This is a genomic window from Gloeomargarita sp. (genome assembly GCF_053491055.1).
In genome coordinates this window covers 18,227-43,163 of record NZ_JBRCEP010000038.1, presented here as the reverse complement: position 1 = coordinate 43,163, position 24,937 = coordinate 18,227, and the positions used below count along the sequence as shown (strand labels likewise).

At 58.8% G+C, this 24,937-nt stretch carries 26 protein-coding genes and 1 CRISPR repeat array; of the genes, 15 read left to right on the top strand and 11 right to left on the bottom strand.

The window, feature by feature from the left end:
• Positions 1-63: 63 nt before the first annotated feature.
• Positions 64-1,710, top strand: a complete 1,647-nt coding sequence (locus ACWISF_RS04130) for a bifunctional metallophosphatase/5'-nucleotidase (protein ID WP_448380325.1) — start codon at positions 64-66, stop codon at positions 1,708-1,710.
• A gap of 23 nt (positions 1,711-1,733) precedes the next feature.
• On the opposite strand, the gene ppk1 is transcribed toward ACWISF_RS04130, so the two are convergent.
• On the bottom strand, positions 1,734-3,884 hold the full coding sequence (gene ppk1 / locus ACWISF_RS04125; protein ID WP_448380324.1) for a polyphosphate kinase 1: 2,151 nt from the start codon (positions 3,882-3,884) through the stop codon (positions 1,734-1,736).
• Between the two features lie 26 nt (positions 3,885-3,910).
• A complete protein-coding gene (locus tag ACWISF_RS04120) occupies positions 3,911-4,621 on the bottom strand; it encodes a riboflavin synthase (RefSeq protein WP_448380323.1) in 711 nt (236 codons plus the stop codon).
• 32 nt (positions 4,622-4,653) lie between these two features.
• On the opposite strand from ACWISF_RS04120, the gene ACWISF_RS04115 reads away from it, so the two are divergent.
• The 9 genes from ACWISF_RS04115 to ACWISF_RS04075 all read left to right on the top strand — a co-directional run bounded on the left by ACWISF_RS04115 (position 4,654) and on the right by ACWISF_RS04075 (position 11,432).
• Positions 4,654-5,172, top strand: a complete 519-nt coding sequence (locus ACWISF_RS04115; RefSeq protein WP_448380322.1) for a bifunctional nuclease family protein — start codon at positions 4,654-4,656, stop codon at positions 5,170-5,172.
• A gap of 41 nt (positions 5,173-5,213) precedes the next feature.
• On the top strand, positions 5,214-6,032 hold the full coding sequence (locus ACWISF_RS04110) for an ABC transporter permease (RefSeq protein WP_448380321.1): 819 nt from the start codon (positions 5,214-5,216) through the stop codon (positions 6,030-6,032).
• Positions 6,033-6,038: 6 nt separating this feature from the next.
• Entirely contained in the window at positions 6,039-7,109 is a 1,071-nt protein-coding gene (locus ACWISF_RS04105) for an ABC transporter substrate-binding protein (protein ID WP_448380320.1), read from the top strand.
• Positions 7,109-8,260, top strand: coding sequence for an ABC transporter ATP-binding protein (locus ACWISF_RS04100; RefSeq protein ID WP_448380319.1), 1,152 nt, complete (start codon positions 7,109-7,111; stop codon positions 8,258-8,260). Before ACWISF_RS04105 ends, ACWISF_RS04100 begins: the two co-directional genes overlap by 1 nt.
• Positions 8,261-8,468: 208 nt before the next feature.
• The gene (locus ACWISF_RS04095; RefSeq protein ID WP_448380318.1) at positions 8,469-9,638 is read left to right on the top strand and encodes a GuaB3 family IMP dehydrogenase-related protein; all 1,170 of its coding nucleotides are present in this window, start codon (positions 8,469-8,471) and stop codon (positions 9,636-9,638) included.
• Positions 9,639-9,907: 269 nt separating this feature from the next.
• A complete protein-coding gene (gene trxA / locus ACWISF_RS04090; protein WP_448380317.1) occupies positions 9,908-10,237 on the top strand; it encodes a thioredoxin in 330 nt (109 codons plus the stop codon).
• A 15-nt stretch (positions 10,238-10,252) separates the two neighbouring features.
• Positions 10,253-10,489, top strand: coding sequence for a 50S ribosomal protein L28 (gene rpmB, locus ACWISF_RS04085; protein WP_448380316.1), 237 nt, complete (start codon positions 10,253-10,255; stop codon positions 10,487-10,489).
• A complete protein-coding gene (gene ispF, locus ACWISF_RS04080) occupies positions 10,486-10,986 on the top strand; it encodes a 2-C-methyl-D-erythritol 2,4-cyclodiphosphate synthase (RefSeq protein ID WP_448380315.1) in 501 nt (166 codons plus the stop codon). Before rpmB ends, ispF begins: the two co-directional genes overlap by 4 nt.
• Before the next feature lie 146 nt (positions 10,987-11,132).
• The gene (locus tag ACWISF_RS04075; RefSeq protein WP_448380314.1) at positions 11,133-11,432 is read left to right on the top strand and encodes an HU family DNA-binding protein; all 300 of its coding nucleotides are present in this window, start codon (positions 11,133-11,135) and stop codon (positions 11,430-11,432) included.
• Here the strand turns inward: ACWISF_RS04075 and recJ are convergent.
• From recJ to gloB, 3 genes are read right to left on the bottom strand one after another with little or no spacing between them, the layout of a single operon-like run.
• Positions 11,429-13,711, bottom strand: a complete 2,283-nt coding sequence (gene recJ / locus ACWISF_RS04070; RefSeq protein WP_448380313.1) for a single-stranded-DNA-specific exonuclease RecJ — start codon at positions 13,709-13,711, stop codon at positions 11,429-11,431. The two genes, ACWISF_RS04075 and recJ, sit on opposite strands and share 4 nt — an antisense overlap.
• A gap of 8 nt (positions 13,712-13,719) precedes the next feature.
• Positions 13,720-14,094, bottom strand: a complete 375-nt coding sequence (gene folB / locus ACWISF_RS04065; RefSeq protein ID WP_448380312.1) for a dihydroneopterin aldolase — start codon at positions 14,092-14,094, stop codon at positions 13,720-13,722.
• Between the two features lie 35 nt (positions 14,095-14,129).
• The gene (gene gloB / locus ACWISF_RS04060; protein WP_448380311.1) at positions 14,130-14,900 is read right to left on the bottom strand and encodes a hydroxyacylglutathione hydrolase; all 771 of its coding nucleotides are present in this window, start codon (positions 14,898-14,900) and stop codon (positions 14,130-14,132) included.
• Positions 14,901-15,363: 463 nt separating this feature from the next.
• A CRISPR array of direct repeats spans positions 15,364-16,060; the repeat unit is 36 nt; unit sequence CTCCCCACTCGCTGGGGAACCCAATAAATTGGAAAC.
• A gap of 194 nt (positions 16,061-16,254) precedes the next feature.
• Here gloB and ACWISF_RS04055 point away from each other — a divergent pair.
• The gene (locus ACWISF_RS04055) at positions 16,255-16,497 is read left to right on the top strand and encodes a DUF2905 domain-containing protein (protein WP_448380310.1); all 243 of its coding nucleotides are present in this window, start codon (positions 16,255-16,257) and stop codon (positions 16,495-16,497) included.
• A 29-nt stretch (positions 16,498-16,526) separates the two neighbouring features.
• Here the strand turns inward: ACWISF_RS04055 and ACWISF_RS04050 are convergent, their stop codons facing one another.
• The 4 genes from ACWISF_RS04050 to ACWISF_RS04035 form a co-directional block, all read right to left on the bottom strand.
• On the bottom strand, positions 16,527-16,646 hold the full coding sequence (locus ACWISF_RS04050; RefSeq protein WP_448380309.1) for a hypothetical protein: 120 nt from the start codon (positions 16,644-16,646) through the stop codon (positions 16,527-16,529).
• A gap of 147 nt (positions 16,647-16,793) precedes the next feature.
• Positions 16,794-17,021, bottom strand: coding sequence for a DUF29 family protein (locus ACWISF_RS04045; protein WP_448380308.1), 228 nt, complete (start codon positions 17,019-17,021; stop codon positions 16,794-16,796).
• 75 nt (positions 17,022-17,096) lie between these two features.
• Positions 17,097-17,519 carry a DUF2996 domain-containing protein gene (locus tag ACWISF_RS04040; RefSeq protein ID WP_448380307.1) on the bottom strand — a complete coding sequence of 141 codons (423 nt, stop codon included), beginning with the start codon at positions 17,517-17,519 and terminating at the stop codon, positions 17,097-17,099.
• Between the two features lie 2 nt (positions 17,520-17,521).
• Entirely contained in the window at positions 17,522-17,797 is a 276-nt protein-coding gene (locus ACWISF_RS04035) for a MoaD/ThiS family protein (protein ID WP_448380306.1), read from the bottom strand.
• 105 nt (positions 17,798-17,902) lie between these two features.
• On the opposite strand from ACWISF_RS04035, the gene sixA reads away from it, so the two are divergent.
• Positions 17,903-18,397 (top strand): phosphohistidine phosphatase SixA, encoded by a 495-nt coding sequence (sixA, locus tag ACWISF_RS04030; RefSeq protein ID WP_448380305.1) that lies wholly within the window; start codon positions 17,903-17,905, stop codon positions 18,395-18,397.
• Between the two features lie 2 nt (positions 18,398-18,399).
• Positions 18,400-19,701 (top strand): cobyrinate a,c-diamide synthase, encoded by a 1,302-nt coding sequence (locus tag ACWISF_RS04025; RefSeq protein WP_448380304.1) that lies wholly within the window; start codon positions 18,400-18,402, stop codon positions 19,699-19,701.
• On the opposite strand, the gene ACWISF_RS04020 is transcribed toward ACWISF_RS04025, so the two are convergent.
• Complete coding sequence (locus ACWISF_RS04020; protein WP_448380303.1) at positions 19,663-20,916, bottom strand: competence/damage-inducible protein A; 1,254 nt, start codon at positions 20,914-20,916, stop codon at positions 19,663-19,665. The genes ACWISF_RS04025 and ACWISF_RS04020 overlap by 39 nt on opposite strands.
• A 319-nt stretch (positions 20,917-21,235) precedes the next feature.
• Between ACWISF_RS04020 and dnaG the strand changes: the two genes are divergently transcribed.
• Positions 21,236-23,203, top strand: coding sequence for a DNA primase (dnaG, locus tag ACWISF_RS04015; RefSeq protein ID WP_448380302.1), 1,968 nt, complete (start codon positions 21,236-21,238; stop codon positions 23,201-23,203).
• On the opposite strand, the gene ACWISF_RS04010 is transcribed toward dnaG, so the two are convergent.
• Positions 23,204-23,629 (bottom strand): hypothetical protein, encoded by a 426-nt coding sequence (locus ACWISF_RS04010; protein WP_448380301.1) that lies wholly within the window; start codon positions 23,627-23,629, stop codon positions 23,204-23,206.
• 571 nt (positions 23,630-24,200) lie between these two features.
• Here ACWISF_RS04010 and rpiA point away from each other — a divergent pair.
• Positions 24,201-24,908, top strand: a complete 708-nt coding sequence (gene rpiA / locus ACWISF_RS04005) for a ribose-5-phosphate isomerase RpiA (RefSeq protein ID WP_448380300.1) — start codon at positions 24,201-24,203, stop codon at positions 24,906-24,908.
• Positions 24,909-24,937 lie beyond the last annotated feature (29 nt).

The following is a 24,937-nucleotide window of genomic DNA, read 5'->3' as shown; positions in this document are numbered from 1 at the left end:
ATGGGTTTGGTTGTGGGGGCGATAGGATGAAAAGGGTGGATGGTTCACCAGGGGGAACCGGTCATGCCGCGCCTTGGCAAAATCCTGTGGGCGGGTTTTTTATCCCTGCTGCTTACCCTCATCGTGATTCCCCAAATCCTGGCGCAGGGGAATGAGGTGACGGTGCAATTGCTGGCCTTTAACGATTTGCATGGCCATTTGGAGGCAGGAAATTTAACGTTTACGCTGCCGGATGGGCAACGCATTCCCGCCGGTGGGGTAGAATATCTGGCCACCCACATCAAGCAATTGCGGCGCCAATATCGCCATAGTGTGTTGGTCTCGGCGGGGGATGCCATTGGGGCCAGTCCGTTGCTGTCGGCTCTGTTCCACGATGAACCGACGATTGAGGCGCTCGATGCTATGCAATTGGCCGTCAATGCGGTGGGCAATCATGAATTTGACCGGGGGGTTGCGGAGCTATTGCGTTTGCAACAAGGGGGGTGTCATCCTCAAGAGGGCTGTCTGGGCAATCGCCGGTTTGCGGGGGCGAAATTTCAATATCTGGCGGCCAATGTGATTGATGAAAAAACAGGGCAACCGATTTTACCCCCCTACAAAATCTACAGGTTTGACGGGGTAAAAGTGGCGTTTATTGGCATGACGTTGCAAGGCACGCCCCAGATTGTGGCTCCCAGTGGCATTCAGGGGTTGCGGTTTCTCGATGAGGCAGATACGGTCAATGCTCTGGTGCCGGAACTGCAAAAACAGGGGATTCAGGCGATTGTGGTTCTGGTGCATGAGGGGGGGTTCCCTACCGGTGGGTACAACGAATGTCCAGGGATAAGCGGGCCAATTGTGGACATTGTGCGCCGCACCGACCCTGCCGTCGATGTGTTCATTACCGGCCATACCCATCAGGCGTATAACTGTGTGTTGGCTGGGCGGGTGGTGACCAGTGCGGCGGCCTTTGGGCGGTTGCTGACGGAAATCACGCTCACCCTCAACCGGCGTACCCAGGATGTGCAGGCGGTGCAGGCAAACAATCTCATAGTTACCCGCGATGTGCCTCCAGATGGAACGCTCACCCGTTTGCTTCGCCGTTACAAAGCCCTGGCCGACCCCTTGGCCAACCGGGTGATTGGGCAGATCACAGCAGACATCCTGCGGACCCCTAGCCCCAGCGGCGAAATGCCCCTGGGGAATCTGATTGCCGATGCCCAGTTGGCGGCCACCCAAGCGCCGGAACAGGGGGGAGCCGTCGTGGCGTTTATGAATCCGGGGGGGATTCGGGCGGATTTGACCTATACAGCGGGGGGGCAGGTGACCTACGGGCAGGCCTTTGCCGTGCAGCCCTTTGGCAACAACTTGGTCACCATGACCCTCACCGGGGCGGAGATCAAGGCGCTGTTGGAGCAGCAGTTTGATAACCCAGCGCCGGGGCAAAACCGCATCCTCCAGGTGTCCCAGGGCTTTCGCTACCGCTGGTTGCCCACGGCGCCCCCAGGCCAGCGGGTGCAGGAGATAACCCTCAACGGCCAGCCCCTGCGCCCGGAGCAAACCTACCGGGTGACGGTGAATAGTTTTTTGGCTGACGGGGGAGACAATTTCACGGTTTTGCGCCAGGGACGGGACCGCCTGGGGGGCGTGACGGATTTGGCCGCCTGGGAAGCCTATTTCCGCGCCCACTCCCCCCTGTCCCCACCCGCTTTGGGACGAATTTTGAATTAGTTTTATTGGTTTTTCACCAAGACCTAAACGACGGTGGTGGCCTCTGCCAGCGCCCGTTGCATCAGCAGGGCATGGGAACCCCGTTCCGGCTCGCCTGGGGCCGGGCGGCGTTGGATGTAGGTGCCATCGGGCTGCAAATCCCAGGCTTGGCGGTTGTCGGCCCACATCAGTTCCAGAATCTCCTGCAATTGCTGTTTGATCCCCGCATCCAGCACCGGCGTCAACACTTCCACCCGCCGGTCCAAATTGCGGGTGCGCCAGTCCGCACTGCCAATGTAGAGATCGTCTTGGCCGTTGTTGTGGAACCAAAACACCCGTGAATGCTCCAAAAACCGGCCAATGATGCTCACTACCTGAATCCGTTCACTCAAGCCCGGCACCCCCGGTCGCAGCGTACACATCCCCCGCACCAACAGGCGAATTTCCACCCCCGCCTGCGCCGCCTGATAGAGTTCCAAAATAATGCCCGTGTCGGCCAGGGCGTTCATCTTGGCAAAAATGCGGGCGGGTCGGCCCTGGCGGGCATGGTCGGCTTCCTGGCGAATCAACCGCACCATTTCCTCCCGCATATTCACCGGCGCCACCAACAACTGGCGATACCGCCGTTGCCGCGAATAGCCAGTCAAGAAATTAAACAATTCCGTCACATCGGCAGCCAGGTCATCCCGACAGGTGAGAATGCCGAAATCCGTGTAAATCCGGGCGGTTTTCGAGTTGTAATTGCCCGTGCCCAGGTGAATATAGCGGCAAATGTCCTCCCCCTCCCGGCGCACCACCAGGGCCAGTTTGCCGTGGGTTTTCAGACCGATCAACCCATAGACCACATGCACCCCCGCCTGTTCCAACCGCCGCGCCCAGAGGATGTTGTTTTCCTCGTCAAAACGGGCTTTCAACTCCACCAGCACCGCCACCTGAATCCCATTTTCCGCCGCCGTGATCAACGACTGGACAATGGGCGAATCCCCGGATGTCCGGTACAGCGTCATTTTGATCCCAATCACCTCCGGGTCGTTGGCCGCCTGCTCGATAAACCGCTCCACCGTACCCGCAAAGGAATGGTAGGGGTGATGGACAAAGACATCCCCCTGGCGGATCAAACCAAACCAGTCCACGCCCCCCTGGGCTTCGCTGTAGGCTTTTGCCGTAAACCGGGCAGGGATCACCGGCGTCCAATCCGGGTCGCGCAACTCCGGGTAGGGCAAAAACGCCAACTCCAGCAAATCCCCCAAATTCAACAGGGTACTAATCTCATAAATCCAAGGCGGTGCGATGTTCAACCCCTGGGTGAGGGTATCCCGCACCAACTCCGGTGCCCCTTGGATGATTTCCAAGCGGGTGGCCTCCCGACCATAACGGCGACTGCGCACCTCTTTTTCAATTTCTGCCAGCAAATCCCCCGCCTCATCCTCCCGGATTTCCAAATCCGCATCCCGCGTCACCCGAAAGGGATACCAGCCTACGAGTTCCATCCCCGGAAACAGGGCCGACAAATGGTGGCCGATCACCTGCTCCAAGGGCACCCCCAACCAGCGCACCCCCGCCGGTCGCAGCGGCTCCGGCAGCGTGACAAACCGTTTCAGGGCCTTCCCCCCCGGATTGGAAGCCGCCTTAGTCGGGACTTTCACCCGGGCAAAGTGCTGCTGACCAGTTTTCGGGTCCCGCAGCAGAACCGCCAGGTTCAAGCTCAGGTTGGACATATAGGGGAACGGATGGCCGGGGTCCACCGCCAGGGGCGTGAGAATGGGAAACACCTGGCGCAGGAAGTGGTTGTGCAAATAGGCTTGCTGTTCCGGGGCAAGCGTGGGGTAATCGGCAATGACAATCCCCGCCGCTGCCAAACGGGGACGGACCTGCTGGGCAAAATACTCGTGTTGTTGGGCCACCACCGGGGCCAGATGGGCGCCGATCAAATCCAGTTGTTCCTGGGGCGTGAGGCCATCCGGTGTGCGGGTGGTCACCTGGGCCGCCACCTGCTCCCGCAGCGCATCAATCCGCACCATAAAATACTCGTCCAAATTGGTGCTGAAAATGGCGAGAAATTTCACCTGCTCCAACAGGGGCGTGCGGGGGTCCAAGGCTTCGTGCAACACCCGGTCGTTGAAATACAGCCAGCTTTTTTCCCGGTTGAGAAAGTGGCTGGGATGGGCCAACGGCAGGGGAGCAACGTCATTCATCGGTTGCACCTGGTCAAACGGTACCCCTACTGTACCAGGTTTGCCCTGTCGCCCATAAACCCGTGTTGCCGCAGAAAATCGGCTGTCACCGGGGGGGCAGCCGCCCCGGTTTGCAGGAATTTCTCCACGTATTTACCCAACATATCCGCCTCCAGGTTCACCGGGTCCCCTGGGCGCAGGTATTGCAAGTTGGTCGCCCGATAGGTCAGGGGAATCACCGCCACCTGCACCCCTGCCGGCAACACCCGGGCCACCGTCAAACTAATCCCATTAATCGCAAGGCTGCCTTTGGGGATCAGATAGCGGTGTACCTCCGGCGGCACCCAAAAATCCAATTCCCAAAACCCCTGGCCCACCGCCACACTCCGGGTCAAAGTACCCACCCCATCCACATGCCCGCTGACAAAATGCCCCCCCAGTTTCTGACCCACCCGCACCGCCGGTTCCAGATTCACCCAACGGCGTTGCCCTAAACAGGTGCGCTGGCGGGTCTCCGGGGAGATGGCCGCCGTAAATCCCTGCCCATCGTAGGCCGTGACCGTCAGACACACCCCGTCCACCGCCACACTGTCGCCGACTGCCATATCGGGAAACCGCTGCATCTCGGTCGCTATGGTCAGGTCGTCGGGGGTCTGGGCGATAACTTGGCCTAGGGCACAAATCAAACCGGTAAACATCGGGGGAGACAGGGGATGACCGCAGGCACCCTTTCGTCCTAGTATAGAAATAGCGTACATCCATCGTTACCCAAAGGCGGTAAGACCGAAGCATGGTTGAGATGAAGGTTGCTGGGATCGCCCTGGATGCCCTGAGTCGCAGTCCCATTGTCTTACTCAAGGATACGACAGACCGGCGGGCATTACCGATTTGGATTGGCCAAGCGGAGGCCAGGGCCATCATCAGCGCGCTGGAGGGGGAGGAGTTGCCCCGCCCCTTGACCCACGACCTAATGCTCAATAGTTGGAAGTTGTGGAACGTGACCCTCAAGCGGGTGGTGATCCATTCGCTGCAAGATAACGTGTTTCATGCGGTGTTGTACCTGGCGCGGGGGGATGAGCTGTGGCAGTTGGATGCCCGCCCCAGCGATGCTATTGCCTTGGCGCTCAAGGCCAATGTCCCGATTTGGGTGATGGAGGAAGTGGTGGCCAATGCCTCGATTCCGGTGGACCGGGAGGCGGACGAGGCGGAGTTGGCGGCGTTTCGGGAGTTTGTATCGAAGGTGCGACCGGAGGATTTTGTCGGACAACGGGGTTATAGCGAGGGGCAGGAATCGTCAGACCGGGGTTAGGCTGGCCGCACCGCGGACTGGGGCTGTGGGCAGGGGTGGTTTTGGCATGGATTTACCTGCCCATTGTGATTTTGGTGGTCTATTCGTTTAATGATTCCCGGTTTACGGGGGTCTGGCGCGGGTTTACGTGGCATTGGTATCGGGTGTTGCTCACAGGCGGTGGGGGGGCCTTCCCGGAGACGGTGGGGTTTGGCAGTTATGGGATGATGCCCGCCCTGGGGAATAGTTTGGTTGTGGCGACGGTCACCACGGGGGTGGCGACGTTGCTGGGTACGGCTTTGGCGTTGGGGTTGGACCGGGTGCGCGGGCGGGGCCGGGTGGCGATTGAGGTGTTGGTGTTGTTGCCGCTGGTGATCCCGGAGATTGCCCAGGGGGTGTCGCTGTTGGTGTTTTTTACCCTGGGGTTTCGCCTGTGGGAGGCCTGGGGGGGCGGCAAACTGAGTCTGGGGTTGCCGACGGTGACCCTGGGGCATATCAGCTTTGCCATTTCTTTTGTGGCGTTGGTGGTGCGGGCGCGGTTGGCGGAATTGGACCCCCGCTGGGAGGAGGCGGCGTTGGATTTGGGCGCCAATCGCTGGCAGACCCTTTGGCGGATTACCTTGCCCTGGTTGACCCCGGCAATCGTAACGGGGGCGCTGTTGGCCTTTACCCTCTCGTTGGATGATTTTGTGGTGGCGCTGTTTACGGCTGGGGTTGGCGCCACTACGCTACCGGTTTTTGTCTATGGCATGATTAAATTTTCAGTAACTCCTGCCATCAATGCCATTTCCACGCTGATGTTGGTGGTTTCCACGCTGTTGGTGGTGTTGGCCTGGTGGTTGCAGGGGGAAGGGGGCACTGCTGGGTTCACGGAGGTATAAGGGGGGGTGCAGCGCAAATCCTGGTGGCACTGGCTGGGGGTGCTGGCCCTGGGTCTGGCGGTAGGCTGTAGTGGGTTTTCGCGTTTGGCGTCGCCGCCGCCGCCGACTTTAAGTGTTTACAATTGGGCAACGTATATTGCCCCCCAGGTGCTGACCGACTTTGAAAGGCAGTTCCATGTCCGTATTAAGTACGACACTTTTGATAGCCCCGATACGCTCTATGCCAAATTAAAACCGGGGAATCCCGGCTATGATGTGATTTTTCCCTCGGACTACATGGTGACCCGCATGATCAAAGAGGGGATGCTGGTGCCGTTGGAGCCGCAGCAAATTCCCAACCGGGTGCATCTGGGGGAGACCTTTCGCAACCCGGACTACGACCCCGGCAACCGCTACAGTGTGCCCTATTTGTGGGGAACCCAGGGGATTGGCTACAACCGGGCTAAAGTCGGGCGCACCGTTGACCGTTGGGAGGTGATGTTTGACCCGCAGTACCGGGTTGCCTGGCAAGAAGAATCGCGGGCGACTTTGGGGGCGGTGTTGATTGCCCTGGGCTTGGACCCCAACACCACCGACGCCAGGGCGATCAACCGGGCGCGGGACTGGCTGCTCCAGCACAGCGGCAACATCGTCGCGTTTGCCCCGGATACGGGGGAGGAATTGCTCAACCAAGGGGAAGTGGTGCTGGCGTTGGAAAATAGCGGCGATGTCTTGCAAGTCATGGCGGAAAACCCCGACCTGGCCTATGCCATTCCCCGGCAGGGTGCGATTTTGTGGGTGGATGCGATGGCCATTCCCAAGGGAGCGCCCCATGTGCAATTGGCCCACCAATTTATCAACTATTTGCTTGACCCCCAGGTGGCGGCGCAAATTGCCAACTACACCCGCTATGCCACGCCCAACCAAACGGCCATTGCCCAAAAACTCATCCGGGCAGCGGATTTGCAAAACCCGGCCATTTACCCGCCGCCGGAGGTGATGGCAAAACTGACGGTTCTCCAAGATGTGCCTCCGGCTGCCCTCAAGCTCTACGAGGCGGCCTGGAATGCGGTCAAACTCAAGGTGGGGAAGGGCTGATGTTGCGGTTGACCCAGGTGTGGAAGACCTACCCCGGCGAAACGCGCCCGGCGGTGGCGGGGGTGGATCTTGAGATTCAGGCCGGGGAATTTTTCGCGTTGGTGGGGCCTTCTGGCTGCGGCAAAACCACGACCCTGCGCCTGATTGCCGGGTTTGAAACCCCGGATCGCGGCGACATTCGTCTGGGCGAACGCTCCCTGCTGGGGGTGCCGCCCTTTCAACGGCCTGTGCATACGGTGTTTCAGAATTACGCCCTGTTTCCCCATCTGACCGTGGCCCAAAATATCAGCTTTGGTTTGGAGGTGCGGGGGGTAGGGCGGCGAGAAATTCGCTCCCGGGTGGCGGAAATGCTGGCCCTGGTGCGCCTGGATGGCTTGGCGCACCGTTATCCCCGGGAACTCTCTGGCGGCCAGCAGCAGCGGGTGGCCCTGGCGCGGGCCTTGATCCAAAAACCGCAGGTGCTTTTGCTAGATGAACCCCTGGGCGCATTGGACCTCAAACTCCGCAAGCAGATGCAGATCGAACTCAAACAGATGCAACAGCAGTTGGGTCTGACCTTTCTCTATGTCACCCACGACCAGGAGGAAGCCCTGGCTCTGTCCAACCGCCTGGCGGTAATGCAGGGAGGGCGGGTGCTGCAGGTGGGGACGCCCCAGGAGGTGTACGAACAGCCCAACTGCTATTTCGTGGCGGATTTCCTGGGGGAATCGAACTTTGTGCCTGGCCAGGTGGTGGAACTGGGTTGCCCGTGGTTGCAGGTGCGTTTGCCTAACGGCCAACAGGTACGGGTGCAACACCCCGGCGGCCATCTCAGCCTGGGCGCCGAAGTTACCCTGCTGATTCGCCCGGAACAGGTGCAGCTACAACCGGCCACGGCTGGGGAATCTGCCGCACGGATTACGGAGGTGGATTATTTGGGGGTGGACACCCGCTACTGGGTGCAACTGCCGGGCAGTCCCTGTCTGCAAGTGCGCCAGGCCGGGGGTGGCTTCCAGGTGGGCGAACGGGTGCAGGTGCATTTTCCCGCCACAGCCCTGCGGGTAATTGGTCTGGAGACCTCTGCCCCGGCGGAACAGGAAGTGTGGCACCCTTCCCCACCGGCGGTTCGCCAACCGGAAACACGCGAATCCCAGGCAGATGTTCGCAGTTGATTCCCAAGAGCACCATCCGGCGTCGGTGCCTGCAATTTCTGCTTGTGCCAGCACTGGCAAAACATCCCGATCCAGGCATTCTTCAGGACGAGTTAGAATCACATAAAAACATCCGGCCAGCGTGACGGCTTTTGCCGGAGCATCCTTGGTGTTTTGACAGGCTCCCGGCGAATCTGTTAACTTAAATAAAATTTAAGGAACCTTGATCATGGAGGCACTGATCGCGATTGGGCGGGGCAAGCTGGCGCGGCGGGCTTACGGCATTGACGAAATTGCCCTGGTGCCGGGGTCAGGGACGCTGGACCCAGCTTTGGCGGACACCACCTGGTCCATCGGCGGGATTGTGCGGGAAATTCCCATCATTGCCAGTGCCATGGACGGCGTGGTGGACCCCCGGATGGCGGTATTGCTGACGGAATTGGGGGCGATGGGGGTGCTGAATTTGGAGGGGTTGCAAACCCGCTATGAATCCCCGGCCCCGATCCTCGAGCAAATTACCCAGGTGGGCGACGACGAATTCGTCGGGTTGATGCAACGGTTGTACCAAGAGCCGATCAAGCCGGAGTTGGTCACCGCCCGCATCCAGGAAATCAAGCAAGGGGGGGGTATTGCCGCCGTAAGCAGTACGCCCGCCCGGGCCGCCACCCTAGGGCCGTTGGCGGCGGCAGCAGGTGCAGATTTGTTTTTTGTGCAGGCGACGGTGGTCTCGACGGCGCATTTGACCGTACCGGGGGTAGCGCCGTTGGATTTGCACCGGTTTTGTCAGGAATTGCCGATTCCCGTGGTGCTGGGCAACTGTGTGACCTATGGGGTGGCCCTGAACCTGATGAAAGCGGGGGCGGCGGCGGTGCTGGTGGGGATTGGCCCGGGGGCGGCCTGTACCTCCCGCGGCGTGTTGGGGGTGGGGGTGCCCCAAGCGACGGCGGTGGCCGACTGTGCGGCGGCGCGGGAGGATTACTATGCCCAAACCGGTCGCTATGTGCCTGTAATTGCCGATGGGGGGCTGGTGACCGGCGGCGACATTTGCAAAGCCATTGCCTGCGGGGCAGACGGGGTGATGATCGGTTCGCCCTTGGCGCGGGCGCAGGAGGCTCCTGGCCGGGGTTACCATTGGGGCATGGCCACGCCGAGTCCGGTGCTGCCGCGGGGGACGCGCATTCGGGTCGGCACTACCGGCACCTTGGCGCAAATTCTCCGGGGGCCGGCTCTCCTGGATGACGGTACCCACAACCTCCTAGGTGCCTTGAAAAACAGCATGGCTACCGTGGGCGCCAAAAACCTGCGGGAGATGCAACAAACCGAGGTGGTCATTGCGCCTTCCCTGTTGACCGAAGGGAAAGTCTATCAGCGGGCGCAAAAACTGGGCATGGGTAAATGAGGGCCGAGCGCCTCACGTTGTCTATAAACATGCAGCAGGCACCAGCCGCAAGAGATACAGACAAGGGACTGGCCTCACCCAGATAAATTTGCTTATAATAAGAGAGTGCGGAGACGCAAGTTTCCGTTCACTCCTCACACCACACTCTGGCCTAAGCTGGTGCTTAGGTCTTTTTTTGTCTTGAGCAGCGGGCCGGCTTAGGAGAATGGCCAGTTTTTTGTGGTAATATGAGATACATTGATTCCGAATCAGGCAGAGGATGGATGCTTATGTCAGATGCAGCCCCCGTCACCGATGCAACGTTTGAGCAGGAGGTTCTTAAAAGCCCAATTCCGGTGTTGGTGGACTTTTGGGCGCCTTGGTGCGGGCCGTGCCGGATGGTGGCGCCGGTAGTCGACGAGGTGGCGCGGGAGTTTGCCGGGCGGGTGAAGGTGGTCAAGCTCAACACGGACGACAATCCCAAAACTGCCAACGAGTATGGCATCCGCAGTATTCCGACGCTGATGATTTTCAAGGGGGGGCAAAAGGTGGATGTGGTGATGGGGGCAGTGCCCAAAACGACCCTAGTCAAAGCCCTGCAACAGCATTTATCTACTTAAGGAGCGTGGTGAACGATGGCACGGCGCTGTCAATTGACCGGCAAGCGGGCGAATAATGCGTTTGCGGTCTCCCACTCGCACCGGCGCACCAAACGGCTACAGGAGGTCAATCTGCAATGGAAGCGGGTGTGGTGGCCGGAGGGGCAACGCTGGGTGCGGTTGCGGCTCTCGACCCAGGCGATTCGCACCTTGCAACGGCGGGGCTTGCAGGCAATGGCGCAGGCGGCAGGCCTTGACCTGCACAAGCTGTGACAGCGCCGTTTCGCATCGGCAACGGCTATGACATTCACCGCTTGGTGCCCGACCGGCCTTTGATCTTAGGGGGGGTGACGATTCCCCACAGCTTGGGTTTGTTGGGACATAGTGATGCGGATGTGTTGACCCATGCGGTGATGGATGCCCTATTGGGAGCCTTGGGTTTGGGGGATATTGGGCATTATTTTCCCCCGCAGGACCCCCAGTGGGCGGGTGCAGACAGCGTGGCGCTGTTGACCCAGGTGCGGCAATGGGTGACGGCGCGGGGCTGGCAAGTGGCGAATGTGGATACGGTGGTGGTGGCGGAGCGACCCAAGTTGAAACCGCATATCCCGGCGATGCAGGCGCGGCTGGCGGCGGCTTTGGGGGTAACGCCCGCCCAGGTCGGGGTGAAGGCGACCACCAATGAGGGGTTGGGGCCGGTGGGGCGGGAAGAGGGCATTGCTGCCTACGCGGTGGCCTTGTTGGTGCCCTTGGCGGCGGCAGGGTCATAGTTGACGGTTTGGCGAAATTTGATTAAGCTAAAAAGCGTGAAACCATTGGTTTATCGGAGTTCATAGCCTACAATGCACAGGGAAGTGCTACGAATAAACCAATCCTGTTGCTAAAAAATTCTCAGTTTTTTGGTGAGGCTGATGGTATGAATAAGGAAGAGTTGGTCACGGAAGTTGCCTCGAAGGCGGGGACGACCAAAAAAGTGGCTGAGTCGGTCCTGGATGCCACCTTGGAAGCCATTATTAATTCGGTAGCGGAAGGCCAAAAGGTGACGTTGGTGGGGTTTGGCTCGTTTGAGGCGCGCAAACGGCAAGCGCGGGAAGGGCGCAATCCCGGCACGGGCGACCCCCTGCACATTCCGGCCAAAACGGTGCCGACCTTTTCGGCGGGCAAGTTGTTTCGGGAAAAGGTGGCCAACGGGGGCGCCGGTAGTACGGATAATTAAAAAGCGTTAGCAAAAGTGGTTTCAGGTCCCCAGGTGCGGGTGACCAATTCGGCAGCAGGTGTGCGGTACCAGGCGGCGAGAGCAGCCAGTTCTGCCTGGACGGATTGGGTTGCCGGCCAGGTGGGGTCGTCGTAGCCCAGTTCGCGCAGACCGGCAATCCACACGGCGGGACTGACCCAGTGCTGTTGGCCCAGGGCCAGGAGGTTCCAGGGGGTGGGGCTGCTCTGGCGGAGGGTATCTTCGACCCAGCGGTGGACTTGGGTTACGGTCGGCAGGGGTGGTACTTGGTTGTGCAGGTAAATGACTTGGGGGCGGGCTAAGGCCACCAACCACTGCACGTATATGGGCGCGGGGGGCAAGCTCCAGAGAATGAGGGCCTGGTAGGTGCGGCGGGGACGGTCGTAGTCCACCTGGGGATAGGCGGGAAACTCCGGGCGTTGGTAGCCGTACAGGAGAAATCGGTGTTCGGGCTGGTGGGTAAACAGGCGTTCCGGGTCCGCCAGGGGCACACAGGTGGGAATTTGGGGGCAAGGGGGCGGCGGTTGGATTTCCAGTTGCGGGATGGGGTAGCGCACGCCCAACAGTTCCAATTCCAGGGTCGTCTGGCCCTGAAATTCGTTGGGACGCAGGGTGTAGGCCAGGTCCACCCATTCGGGCAGGGGCAGATGGGGCGCCCAATTCCAGGCGACCACTTTTTTTTCGCCCGTCGCATCTGCCACTGTCAGTTTGGCGTGATTTTTCTCCTTGCCGATGACCTGTTGCTCCCGCACCTGCACCCGCCGACTCCACAGTTGCGGTTCGGGGTTGGCGATGCCGTAGGGTTGTAGCCGTTGCAGTTCGTCATACAGCGTCAGGGTCAGTTCCCCCAACTGGGCCTGGGCGTGCAATTCGACCAGGGGACGCAGATGGTAGGGCTGCAAACACCGGCGGCCAAAGGCCTGGAGCCGCTCCCGCCACTGGGGAAAATGGGCCGCTGGGAGCGTAAAGCCACCGGCTGCCCGATGGCCGCCATAGCGTTCCAAAAATTCCTTGCCCGCCTGCAGGGCCTCGTACACATGAAATTCGGGAATGCCGCGCGCCGAACCCCGGATCACCGTCTGCGCCTCGTCCTCATAAGTGCCTAAAAACACCGGCACCCCGTACCGTTCCACCAACCGGGCGGCGACAATCCCGATCACCCCGTGATGCCAACCCGGTTGCACCAGCACCAGCACCGGCTCTTGGGCAAAATCCGGGGGGTGCTGTTCACACCACTGCACCACTGTTTCCTCGATTTCGCGGCACAACTGCCGCCGCCGCTCATTGGTCGCCTCGCATTCCTGCGCCCGCTGGCGTGCAACCGCCTCATCCTCTGTCGTCAATAGCTCAATCACCACCTGCGGGTCCCCGATGCGCCCCACCGCATTGATACGCGGCCCCAGTTGAAATCCCACCTGCTCCGGGGACAACGCTTGCACCGTGCCCAACCCCGCCACCTCCATCAAGGTACGCACCCCCAGCAGTTGGGAATTGGCCAACAACCGCAATCCCTGCTGCACCCAGCGGCGGTTCACCCCCGTCAACGGCGCCATATCCGCAATCGTCCCCAAGGTAAACAGTTCCAGCAGGGGCTGCGTCAGGTCTTCCCCATACCCCAACCGTGCCGCCACCTCCAGCCCCAGCAGGTAGGCCACCCCCACCCCCGCCAAACCCCTGTAGGCCGAATCCGCCGGGATCAAATGCGGGTTCAAAATGGCGTCTGCCGGGGGCAACGCCGCCGGTGGCTCGTGGTGATCCGTCACAATCACCGTCATCCCCAACTCCCGCGCCAGGGCAATCGGGGCAGGCGCCGCAATGCCATTGTCAACCGTAATCACAACCGCCACCCCTTGGTCAGAAAACTCCTGGACAATCCGTTCGTTGATCCCATACCCTTCCCGCATGCGGCTGGGAATCGCATAGTCCACCTGCGCCCCCACCCCCCGCAGCAGCCGCACCAACAGCGCCGTACTGGTCATCCCGTCGGCATCGTAATCCCCGCAGATGGCAATTTTTTGTCGCCGTTGCGCCGCCTGCGCCAAAATCTCCACCGCCTTCGGCAAATCCTGAAAATCCGGGAACGGGGGCGGCAAGGGTTCCTGGTGGGGGTCAAAAAAACGCCGAATCTCCGCCGCCGTTTGCAGACCCCGCTCTGCCAGAATCTGCACCGTCAGGGGCGACAACCCCAACGCCTGGGCCAAATCCGCCCGGACAGGCTGGGGGGGACGCATCAACCACCGCTGTACCGGCCAAGAACGCATTGCCGACCTCAAGACTGTTCCTGCACTTTCGCACGATAAAGTTCCACACTCACCTGACCCGCAAAATCGGGAATCGGGGGCGCCACCTTAGTCACCCGCAACCCCACCGCCTGCACCAGCGGCAAGGCCAACACCCGTTGCAGCAACACATAGGCCAGCCGTTCCAACAACAAAAACCGCTCATTGCGAATCGTCGTGGTAATCCGGTCAATCACCTCGCGATAATCCAACGTATCCGCGATGGCATCCGTTTGCCCCGCCCGTTCCAACGACAATTCCAACCGCACATCCACCGCAAACCACTGCCCCAGCGTGCGTTCCTCCGGCAAAAAACCCGTGTACCCGTAGGCCCGGATATTATGCAGCACAATCGTATCTGCCATCACCAACCCACCTGCGATGTCCAGGATAAACCCTATCAAAAATAATCCTTGCGGCGACGCAATTCCGCAAAGGTCGCCACCGGTGTCTCTGTGCCCAAAAGCCGTTGAATCCCCGGTTGATCCCAGCGCAAAAACGGATTAATTTCCCGCTCCAAACCCAAAGTTGTGGGAATGGTTGCCTGGCCCTGGCGGCGTAACTGTTGCACCTTTTGGGCATAGGTTTGCAGGGCCAAATTTTCCGGTTCAACAGTCAGCGCAAAACGCAAATTATTCTCCGTATATTCATGGGCGCACCATATCCGGGTAGTTGCAGGCAACTCCCGAATTTGCCGCAGGGAATTGAGCATTTGCGCCGGCGTCCCTTCAAACAAACGGCCACATCCCCCGGAAAACAACGTATCCCCGATAAAGAGTTCCCCTGGGGCATCAGACGTGGGCAAAAAATAATAGGCAATATGGGCTTTCGTATGTCCAGGGACAAAGTAAACCGTCGCCGTTCGACCGGCAAACGTAACCTGATCCCCCGCTTCTAAAAAAACATTTTGTCCCGGAATCCGTCCCCGGTCCTGCGCTCCCCCATAAACCCTGACATTCGGGAAAGAGGCCAACAAATCCCGATTTGCCCCCACATGATCCCCGTGATGATGCGTATTAAAAATCGCGGTTAATTGTAATTCCTGCGCGCGTAAAAAATGCAGCACTGGGGCGGGTTCTGCCGGGTCAACCACCGCCGCCTGTCCCCCCGGTTTATCCCACAGGACAAAGATGTAGTTATCGCGCAAAGCCGGTAACCGGGCAATGTGCATGGCTGACCACGCCCAAACCTCAAGCGTATCCCAATTAACTATAACAATCCAGTTTTTAACTTTCCAACATATCGGGTTTCCCGGTGAGTGTTTCCGGGCAGCCATTGGCCCGCGCAAGGGAACTTGCACAGGCAGACTGCGCCCTAGCCGCCCGCTGCATCCCCCGGCCTTGCAAAAATTAGAAAAAATCTGGGCTTGGACGACTTTCGGTAAGCCCTTAACGTGCCCCCCCTTGTCGGGCAGCGGGTCACCCACTTCTGGGGGCCCCCGCCGTAGCTTGGCAGCGAGCATGCAAGGCAAACCGGGAAAAGCCCATAACTTCGTGGAGACGCTCGATGTGGCTCCCAGACGGGGTTTGGGGTGATTTTGAGGGGTTAGAAACAGTACAATGTATAACGATTTGGCGAGATGCTCGCAAATGCCCCTTGACAGGCCCTTGCCATGCGGGTTTCAATAGGGGTATCTCCCCACTCGCTGGGGAACCCAATAAATTGGAAACTTCACGGTAAATGATTCCTTCAGCAGTGGGAATGGTCTCCCCACTCGCTGGGGAACCCAATAAATTGGAAACCGTCAGGGGGGAAACCGTTTTCAAATTCCATACAATCCTCCCCACTCGCTGGGGAACCCAATAAATTGGAAACATTAGAGGGCGGACCCCGTTGGTGGTAATGACCACCCTCCCCACTCGCTGGGGAACCCAATAAATTGGAAACCTTTCACCGTGGTTGTTCCTAGAGCCTCAGACCTCACTTCTCCCCACTCGCTGGGGAACCCAATAAATTGGAAACTTAGTTGGCTTCCAACCAAAAGAGGAGGTGTAGACTCCCCACTCGCTGGGGAACCCAATAAATTGGAAACCAGGCGGTCAACAATCTTGGGATCATACTCGCCAACCACCTCCCCACTCGCTGGGGAACCCAATAAATTGGAAACTCCTTCAGATGCCGGCAGAAGCTGTTTTCCTGGTTTTCGTCTCCCCACTCGCTGGGGAACCCAATAAATTGGAAACTATGCAGCGGCTGAAGGGAAAGTTCTCTTTAGTGGTTGGACTCCCCACTCGCTGGGGAACCCAATAAATTGGAAACTTTGTAATCGCCAAGCTCTTTGTACAGGAAAAACTGCTCCCCACTCGCTGGGGAACCCAATAAATTGGAAACGGACAGGGGGCATTAATTTTCACGGTCAGTGCCCCCTGTTTCCTTGCCGGGGAAGCCAATAAATTGGAAACACGGTCATTTTTGGAAATAAAGAGTTAAAATAGTATTAGCTCCCCACTCCCTGGGGAAACCAATAAATTAGAAAGAAACCGATGAGCAACGCAATCAATTGCCGATAAATTGCAAATTTTATGATGTCTGAACTGGCTAAATCACTCATCTTTTTTGGGGCGCTTTTACTGGGGATTGGCTTATTGCTTTACTTTGCGCCGAGGGTGCCTTTATTTAGTTGGTTTGGCCGCTTGCCCCTGGATTTCAAAATCGAGCGCGACAATTTTAGTTTCTATTTCCCCCTGGGCACATCCATCCTGCTCTCGATGGTCATTTCTGTTTCCCTTTCTCTGGTTTTGTACCTTGTGCGTCGCTTGTCGGAGTAAATCGGAACCCCCCTATCCTTGAAAAATTACTAGGCAAGCCAATCTTCATCCAGAGCCTGAGCCAAGCTAAAATCGGGTACTTCAAGAATTACATTAGGGTCTAACTCACGCACCTTGAGAAACAGTTTCCTGGCATTGCAATATACCAAATTGAAGTGTTCACAAAGGTAGTTTTTAAGCTAGGAATGTCGCCGAGAATGGCTTGAATTTCCAAGCGAAAGTTGGCAACCTCAAGCCGCCAACCTCGAACGTATAGTCGTTTCACAGGAAAATGCAACACTTTGAGGCACTGGTCATCACTGTATCCCCTTCCAGGACAGGGTTTTCAGGTAAAGGCGCATGTCGCAAACTTGTTTGAAATGACTATATTTTTCTCGCTCGGATTCCCAATACTTTAGTGTCAAAAAATGTTCACATAAGGGCATTAAATAACTAAAAATAACTCGTTTTTCGCTTTTGCCCCAGCTCTCAATCTCCGCAATTAAGTGTTCCAGAGCAAGTTGGTTAAAGTCTTTTACGCGCAACCGTGCGACCGTTGGATGTAACCAAAAGGGATGCCTTAGCCCTGGTACTTAGAGAATGTGGGATTGCCAGGGCATTTAATTGAGAACAGCTACCTTTTGGGCCACCAGGCGCTGGATGGTGTAAAAAACCAGCAGTTCTAGGGTGACTTTGCGCTCGTCAATCATGAAGGATTCCAGCGTGCTGGGGGGTGCGCCGTAACTGCTGTAGGCAAAAGTTTTCAGGCCCTTCAAATCCCCTTGCGTAAAAGTAATGATAAATTCGTGTTTCCCTTCGCCCCAAGAACCTCGCACCTGATTTTGGGCCGCCACCCACGACAAATTCACATCGGTAATGTTGATATTCGCCAGGGCTTGGCGCAACGCCGGGAAAAAATGCTCCTCGATGAAAACCGGTAGGGGTTTGTCCTCAATCGGAGGCGCTTTGGCAGGCGGGGCTTTTTTCTCTGCCGCAGGTGTGGCTTCTTGTGCTGGTGGTTTAGGCGGGGTAGGGTCGGACATGACTAACCTCCGGCAATCGCAGGCACAATACTTACTTCATCGCCATCGCGCAAAGGCGTGTCCCGCCCCTGGAGAAACCGGATGTCTTCGCTGTTGACAAAAACATTCACAAACCGACGAATTTGCCCCGACTCGTCACAAAGGCGATGTTTCATCCCCGGCCATTGCTGCTCCAACGCCTCCACCAATTGGGCCACCGATTCCGCCTCACATTCCACCACGTCCCGGTCCTGGGTCAATTTCTGGAGGGGGGTGGGAATCAATACCCGCACTGCCATTGCACGTTCTCCTAAGACGCTCCCAACCTAGTGCCTTGACTTTATTTTACCCCTACCGCCCCCCCAACACCATATATCATAAAAGGACGTTGATTTCCTGAGCCGATGAAACTGTATTTCATCCGTCACGGCTTGGCGCAAGACCCCCAGCCGGATCAACCGGACAGTCAACGGCTATTGACCAAGGAAGGGCACAAAAAAACCCGTCTGGTGGCGCAGCGATTGCTGGCGTTGGGGGTGCAGGTGGAGGCCCTGTTGACCAGTCCCTACCTGCGGGCCAGCCAAACGGCGATGATTTGCCATGAACAGGGGTTGGGGCCGGCGCCGGTGGTTCATGCGTCGCTGCAACCGGGGGGCAATTGGCAGGATTGGCTGAGCTGGTGGCAGGAATGGCAAAGCCGGGGGGGAGGGCCAGTGGCCTTGGTCGGACACCAGCCGGATTTGAGTCACTGGGCAGAACGGCTGGTCTGGGGGGAGGTGCGGGAGAAATTGGTACTCAAAAAAGCCGGGGTGATCCTGGTGGAACTGCCGGAGCAGGGCGACCCGGTGGGGGCCGGGCAATTGCTCTGGTTGCTCCCGCCTAAGGTGTTGGTGGCTTAGGCATGGGGCTGATTCTGGCCGGGGAACGCAGCGGGGTGGGCAAAACGACGCTCACATTGGCCTTGCTGGCGGCGCTGGTTTCTTGGGGGGAACGGGTGCAGTCGTTTAAGGTAGGGCCGGATTACCTCGACCCGCAGTGGCATCGCTGGGTGACCGGGCGGCCTTGTCCCAACTTGGATACGGTGCTCACCTCGCCCGCATATGTCTGCGCCTGTTATGCCTACCACACCCAGGGGATGGCCTACGCCCTCGTCGAAGGGGTCATGGGGCTATTTGACGGCCCGAACAGTACGGCAGAGGTGGCCAAGCTGTTGGGGTTGCCGGTGGTGTTGGTGGTGGATTGCAGGCGCGTGGCGGGTTCGGTGGCGGCCCTGGTGCAGGGTTATGTCCAGTTTGACCCCCAGGTGCAGGTGGTGGGGGTGGTGTTGAATCGGGTGGCCAGCGACCGGCACAGCGAATTGTTGCGGGCGGCGCTCGAACCTTTGGGGATTCCGGTGGTGGGGGAATGTCGGCAACAGGCAGCATTGCACCACCCAGAACGGCATCTGGGTCTGGTACCACCGGCAGAACGGGGGGATTTGCACCAATGGCGGCAGCAATTGACCACCTTGGGGCGTTCCTGCTTTGCCTGGGAGGTTCTGCGTCCGTGGTTACAGGTGCAATCTCAAGGCAATGCGGTTCCCCCCTGGGCGCCTTTGCGGGTGTCCCAACCGGTCACCGTGGCCGTGGCCAGGGATGAGGCCTTTTGGTTTTACTACGACGACCACTTGGCGCTGCTGCAGTGCGCCGGGGTGGAATTGTATTGGTGGAGTCCCTTACGGGATGGGCCTTTGCCACCGGAAGTGGGGGGGTTGATCCTAGGAGGCGGCTACCCGGAACTGTGGGCGGCGGCCTTGAGTCAACGGCAGGAAATTGTGCACGATCTGCGCCGGCGGGTCAGGCGGGGGTTGCCGGTCTATGCCGAATGCGGCGGGTTGATGGTCTTGGGCGAAGCGTTTATTGCCGCCGATGGTCAACTTTGGCCGCTGGTGGGGGTACTGCCGGTGGTGACGCGCATGACCCAACGGTTGACCCTAGGCTATCGGCAGGTTGTGGCGCCCCAGGATACCTGTTTTGTCCAAAAAGGGCAGACCCTCACCGGCCACGAATTTCACTATTCCCAAGTAGTTGGCGGGGAACCCCAGCCCATCTATGCCCAGGCGCGGGTGCATGCGTCCTATCTTCACTGCCATTGGGGGGGACACCCGGCCCAGGTGCAGCGGTTTCTAGCCAGCATCCAACAGGCGGCGGCGCAGGTGGTCTAGGGCTTGACAGGCGCTCAGATGGCGAATCCACTCCCGGCCCCGCTCCGGGCTAAACCGATGCTCCCAAGCGGTCACCGTGCCATCTGCTCCCGCCAATCCCATGTACACCAGTCCCACCGGTTTGGTCTCGCTCCCCCCGCCCGGCCCGGCAATCCCCGTAATGCTCAAGCCCCAGGTGCTCCCTAGCCGTTCCCGCACCCCCACAGCCATCGCCTGGGCCACCGCGGCACTCACCGCCCCCTGGCTGTGTAACACCTCTGCCGGTACGCCCAATAGCCTTTCTTTCACCGCATTGGCATAGCTGACCACCCCGCCTTGGAAGTAGGCCGAACTGCCCGGCACTTCCGTAATCATGGCCCCTAGCAACCCCCCTGTACAGGATTCCGCCACCGCCAGCGTTTCCCCCCGCCGTTGCAACGCCTGCCCCACCACCTTAGCCAGGGAATCCTCATCCACCCCGTAGCAATCCGCCCCCGTCCTGGCCCGCAGTTGCGCTTCCACCGGGGCAATCAACGCCCAGGCCGTCGCCTCATCCCCTGCCCGCGCCGTGATCCGCAACCGGGTTTCCCCTTTACCCGCATAGGGCGCCACCGTCGGGTTGGTCAGGGCAAAAAAATCCTGCACCTTTTCCGCCAGCGCTGCCTCCGAAATCCCCCAAAACCGCAGATTCCGACTGACAATCACCCCGGTCACCCACCCGTGCGTCCGCAAATAGGGCACCGCCGTTTCCCGCCACATGGCCTGCAACTCGCTGGGCACCCCCGGAAACGTCATCAGGGTCAGGTTGGGCCGCGGCGACCAAATCATCCCCGGCGCCGTGCCTTTGGGGTTAGGGAGAACCGTAGCGCCCTGGGGCAAAAACGCCTGTTTGCGGTTATTTTCCGGCGTGGGCAATCCCCGGCGCGCGTATTTTGCTTGAATGTCGGCAAAAATTTCCGGGTGTTCCACCAAGGGGGTTTGGAAATAGCGGGCAATCGCCTCGGTGGTCAGGTCATCCGGCGTCGGCCCCAACCCACCCGTACACAGAATCAGTTGGGAACGCCGGGTTGCCTGGTCCAACACCTGATGAATGCGCTCCATATTGTCCCCCACCACCGTCTGGAAATGATGGCTAATGCCCAAAGCGGCCAATTCCTGCGCCAAAAACTGGGCATTGGTATTGGCAATTTCTCCCAATAACAACTCCGTGCCAATAGCAATAACTTCCGCAGTCATCAAACGCAGCGGCGACCATCCGATTGCAGTGCTAATGTACCATGAGCTGGGAGTGGCCTGAACGGGTGGGGTATCAAGTGCCTGCCGGTGAGGTTGTTGCCTTGTCCACGCCCCCCAGATGGAATTGCCTCCTCAATCAACCCCAATGACATCTCCTTCTGGAGCCTCGCATCAGCTTGGCGGCTAATGGTGACATTTTTAGGACAAACCGCTGGCAACTGCTTACGGCACTTGGGTAGTGCGATGGAATCCTCAAGGCGGTGGCTTGGCCTTTTACGGATAAAATAAAAAAAACATTCCCGCATGATTGCCCGCACGGATGGATGCACTCCGTCTGCACCCGGACACCATCGAACAGGTGCGCCAGAGGGTAGATATTGTGGATGTGGTCTCGACGCGGGTGGTGCTCCGGCGGCAGGGTAAGGGATGGGTGGGTCTGTGTCCCTTTCATGACGACCGAAAACCCAGTTTTTATGTCAACCCCCAAAAACAGCTCTACCACTGCTTTAGTTGTGGGGCAGGTGGGGATGCCATTAAATTCCTCATGGAATTGGGGAAAACCTCGTTTCAGGAGGTGGTGTTAGACCTGGCGCACCGCTATCAAATCCCCATTAAAACCCTAGAGCCAGCCCAACAGGAGCTATACGAACAACAGCTTTCCCGCCGCCAACAACTCTATGAAATCCTGGCGGTGGCTGGGCATTTTTACGAGTACGCCCTCGGGCAAAAAAACAACCAAATGGTGTGGGATTACCTCACCCAAAAACGCCGGCTAACCCCAGAAACCATTAAAAGTTTTCAACTGGGTTATGCACCGCACGGTTGGCAAACGCTCTATGGTTATCTGGTGGAACACAAGGGATTTCCAGCCCCTTTGGTCGAGGAAGCCGGTTTAATTGTCCGCCGCCCCAACGGGGGGTATTACGACCGCTTTCGCAACCGTTTGATGATCCCCATTCGGGATGGGCAAGGGCGCATTATTGGGTTTGGGGGCCGCAGTTTGGATGGGGAAGAACCGAAGTATCTCAATTCCCCGGAAACTCCCTTGTTTCGCAAACAGCACACCCTGTTTGCCCTGGACCGAGCCAAAGAGGCAATTGCCCGCCAGGACCAGGTGTTGGTGGTGGAAGGCTATTTCGATGCCATGGCCCTGCACCAGGCGGGTTTGACCCACACGGTGGCAGTGCTGGGAACGGCGCTCAATGCCGACCAGGTCCGTTTGCTCTTGCGCTATACGGAATCCAAACGGGTGATTCTCAATTTTGATGCGGACAAAGCCGGGCAAAAGGCAGTCGCACGGGTGATTGATGAGGTTAAAGACCTGGCCTACCGGGGGGAAGTGGCGTTACATGTGCTGTATCTGCCCGAGGGTAAAGATGCCGCTGACTATCTCCAGCACCACAGCCCCGACGATTACCAAGCCCTGGTGCAAGCCGCGCCTTTGTGGTTGGATTGGCAAATCAACCAAATTCTCGTGCAACGGGACCGCCACCGCCCCGACCAATTCCAGGCCATTCTCCGGGAACTGGCCACCCTCTTGCGGCAAATCCCCAACCCGGCCCTGCGCCTGCGTTACCTCAGTTTGGCCGTCAATGACCTGAGCCAGGGCAATGCCCGCCTGGTGTTGCAACTGGAAGCCTATCTCCAGCGCCTCCTGCGCGCGCCGGCGGACCGCCCCCCCCGCCTGCCGCCTCCCCCTGTCACCAGCGCCAACCTTCTGGAAGCCGCCGAAGCCCAATTGCTGCGCATCTACCTCCATTTACCTGCCTGGCGCCAACCGGTAGTGGATGCCCTGGAAGAATGGGATTTGGCCTTTTGTACCCCTAGCCATCGCTGGTTGTGGCAACAGATTCGCCACCTAGAGCAACGGGTGGCCCAAGGCGGCGGCGTCCCCCACACCCTGGATTTGATTGCCGCTGTGCAACGGTTTCACCAGGAGGCCCCCGAACACATGCCCCAGGTGCAACGCCTGTGCCAGTTGGACGAGCTAACCGAATTAGAACTCCACCAGCCCCAGCGGGTCATCCAGTCGGCGGTGGCGACAATGGCGCGGGTGATCTGCGAAAAAAACTGCAAACAACTCCTTGCCCTCTGGCAAGAACGCAGCGCCCTTTTAGCCCAAACCCAAGCCGACGACCAGCGCCAAGCCCTCCTGGCGGAACTCCAACGCCTCCAGGACTCCATCCAAGCAGAAAAAAACTACCTCGAACACCTCGACCGGCAACGCTGGTTCCACCCCACCTGCTCCCAGCCCGTCTCGCCCACCCCCGACGAACCCGACCGATGACTAACGCCGTACCTTCGCGCTAAACCCCAGGGCCTTAAACTGACTCAACTGCAACGGCGCCGGTTGACTCGCCGGTACCATCAACGGCAAATGGAATTCGCTGATTCCCGGCGGTATCTCGTCAATCGTCCCCACCCGCCCCCGCTTGGGCAACGCCGGTTCCCCGTTGGCGTCATAAATGCGGCCAAACACATCCGCATCGTACACCGTCTTGTTGGTGGGATTTTCCGCCTGCCCCGTCAACCAGTAACACCGGGCCGGTAACGTATTGCCACCACTGGTCACCGCCCCTTGGGCCAACTCCGGCGGACAGTCCTCCAAACGCAAATGGGAAAGCCGAACCTCTGTCAACGCCTGCACCGGGCGGGTCTGCCCCCACCACAACACCAGTACAGCCACTACCAGGCCCAACCACCGCACCATCATCGGTAACGCCTTGCTAGCGTATCAACCAGGGTATCAAAAATTCCAGGCAGCGGCACAGGGTAAACAAATATGCTTTATTTATCACAATCTACAAAGACTTATCACAATAATGCAACAAGGGTTGTCAGGGGGGAAAAGGATTTTTTATCCTAAAAATAGGCACCTAGGAAGAGCGCAAAACATTCTGGATCGCGACGTAGGTGCCCCGGTCGAGATCCAACCTGATTCCCAGCAGGGATGGCCTAAAACCCGTTGTCTGTAGAGGCAGCGAGGTAGCCAAAAAGGTTCAAGTTCGGTGGCCATAAATGAGGGTGTGTTAACGGAGCGTGCAACGGTTTGACGTTGGCGCCTTCACGTTAAGCCCTGGAGATAGGTCTGGATCGATCTAGCCACCATTGGACGCCCGGAGGTGGGAGTTAGGTCTGTTGTCCCTTACGTTCACACCTTATCCAAACCACACATTCCCTTGATGATCACACTCGGAGGGTTTGGCTCACGGTACAGCCAAGCCCTCGTTGCGTTTTGGGGGCTGTTTTTGGGGTACCTTGGGGATAGGGAGGGAGGGTTGACGATGGCATCCCCGGAGTTGGTCACGCAGGCGAAACAGGCGGTTGGGCAGCAGGCGGCGCAGTTGGTGCAATCGGGTATGGTGGTGGGGCTGGGCACCGGTTCCACGGCGGCGTTTATGATCCAGGCGTTGGGAGAGCGCCTCCGGCGGGGGGAACTGCAGGAGGTGCGGGGAATTCCCACGTCCTTTCAGGCGGCGGTGCTGGCGCGCCAAGCGGGCATTCCCCTCACGACGTTGGATGAGGTGGCAACGGTGGATTTGGCGATTGACGGGGCCGATGAGGTGGACCCGCAGAAGAATTTGATTAAGGGGGGCGGGGCGGCCCACACCCGCGAAAAAATCGTGGACAGCCTGGCGCAGGAATTTGTGGTGGTGGTGGATGCGTCGAAATTGGTGGAGCGCTTAGGGAGTACGTTTCCTGTGCCGGTGGAGGTGTTGCCGATGGCAGTGGTGCCGGTGATGCGGGCTTTGGCACGGCTTGGCGGGCAACCGGAGTTGCGGATGGCGGTGAAAAAAGACGGGCCGGTGATCACCGACCAGGGGAATATGGTGGTGGATGTGACCTTTGCGGCGATTCCTGACCCGGCGGCTTTGGAAGCGCAGATTAATAATATTCCGGGGGTGCTGGAAAACGGCCTGTTTGTGGGGCTAGCAGGGCGGGTGTTGGTGGGAGAAGTCGTCAACGGCCAACCCCAGGTGCGGGTCTGGTGAGGGTGCGGGTGCCGGAATTCTGATAAAAT

What these genes read in the sequence shown, in the direction of transcription:
- ACWISF_RS04130 (WP_448380325.1), top strand. Translation starts at nt 64, where the DNA reads ATGCCGCGCCTTGGCAAAATCCTGTGGGCGGGTTTTTTATCCCTGCTG.
- ppk1 (WP_448380324.1), bottom strand. Translation starts at nt 3,884, where the DNA reads ATGAATGACGTTGCTCCCCTGCCGTTGGCCCATCCCAGCCACTTTCTC.
- ACWISF_RS04120 (WP_448380323.1), bottom strand. Translation starts at nt 4,621, where the DNA reads ATGTACGCTATTTCTATACTAGGACGAAAGGGTGCCTGCGGTCATCCC.
- ACWISF_RS04115 (WP_448380322.1), top strand. Translation starts at nt 4,654, where the DNA reads ATGGTTGAGATGAAGGTTGCTGGGATCGCCCTGGATGCCCTGAGTCGC.
- ACWISF_RS04100 (WP_448380319.1), top strand. Translation starts at nt 7,109, where the DNA reads ATGTTGCGGTTGACCCAGGTGTGGAAGACCTACCCCGGCGAAACGCGC.
- ACWISF_RS04095 (WP_448380318.1), top strand. Translation starts at nt 8,469, where the DNA reads ATGGAGGCACTGATCGCGATTGGGCGGGGCAAGCTGGCGCGGCGGGCT.
- trxA (WP_448380317.1), top strand. Translation starts at nt 9,908, where the DNA reads ATGTCAGATGCAGCCCCCGTCACCGATGCAACGTTTGAGCAGGAGGTT.
- rpmB (WP_448380316.1), top strand. Translation starts at nt 10,253, where the DNA reads ATGGCACGGCGCTGTCAATTGACCGGCAAGCGGGCGAATAATGCGTTT.
- ACWISF_RS04075 (WP_448380314.1), top strand. Translation starts at nt 11,133, where the DNA reads ATGAATAAGGAAGAGTTGGTCACGGAAGTTGCCTCGAAGGCGGGGACG.
- recJ (WP_448380313.1), bottom strand. Translation starts at nt 13,711, where the DNA reads ATGCGTTCTTGGCCGGTACAGCGGTGGTTGATGCGTCCCCCCCAGCCT.
- folB (WP_448380312.1), bottom strand. Translation starts at nt 14,094, where the DNA reads ATGGCAGATACGATTGTGCTGCATAATATCCGGGCCTACGGGTACACG.
- gloB (WP_448380311.1), bottom strand. Translation starts at nt 14,900, where the DNA reads ATGCACATTGCCCGGTTACCGGCTTTGCGCGATAACTACATCTTTGTC.
- ACWISF_RS04055 (WP_448380310.1), top strand. Translation starts at nt 16,255, where the DNA reads ATGTCTGAACTGGCTAAATCACTCATCTTTTTTGGGGCGCTTTTACTG.
- ACWISF_RS04040 (WP_448380307.1), bottom strand. Translation starts at nt 17,519, where the DNA reads ATGTCCGACCCTACCCCGCCTAAACCACCAGCACAAGAAGCCACACCT.
- ACWISF_RS04035 (WP_448380306.1), bottom strand. Translation starts at nt 17,797, where the DNA reads ATGGCAGTGCGGGTATTGATTCCCACCCCCCTCCAGAAATTGACCCAG.
- sixA (WP_448380305.1), top strand. Translation starts at nt 17,903, where the DNA reads ATGAAACTGTATTTCATCCGTCACGGCTTGGCGCAAGACCCCCAGCCG.
- ACWISF_RS04025 (WP_448380304.1), top strand. Translation starts at nt 18,400, where the DNA reads ATGGGGCTGATTCTGGCCGGGGAACGCAGCGGGGTGGGCAAAACGACG.
- ACWISF_RS04020 (WP_448380303.1), bottom strand. Translation starts at nt 20,916, where the DNA reads ATGACTGCGGAAGTTATTGCTATTGGCACGGAGTTGTTATTGGGAGAA.
- dnaG (WP_448380302.1), top strand. Translation starts at nt 21,236, where the DNA reads ATGGATGCACTCCGTCTGCACCCGGACACCATCGAACAGGTGCGCCAG.
- ACWISF_RS04010 (WP_448380301.1), bottom strand. Translation starts at nt 23,629, where the DNA reads ATGATGGTGCGGTGGTTGGGCCTGGTAGTGGCTGTACTGGTGTTGTGG.
- rpiA (WP_448380300.1), top strand. Translation starts at nt 24,201, where the DNA reads ATGGCATCCCCGGAGTTGGTCACGCAGGCGAAACAGGCGGTTGGGCAG.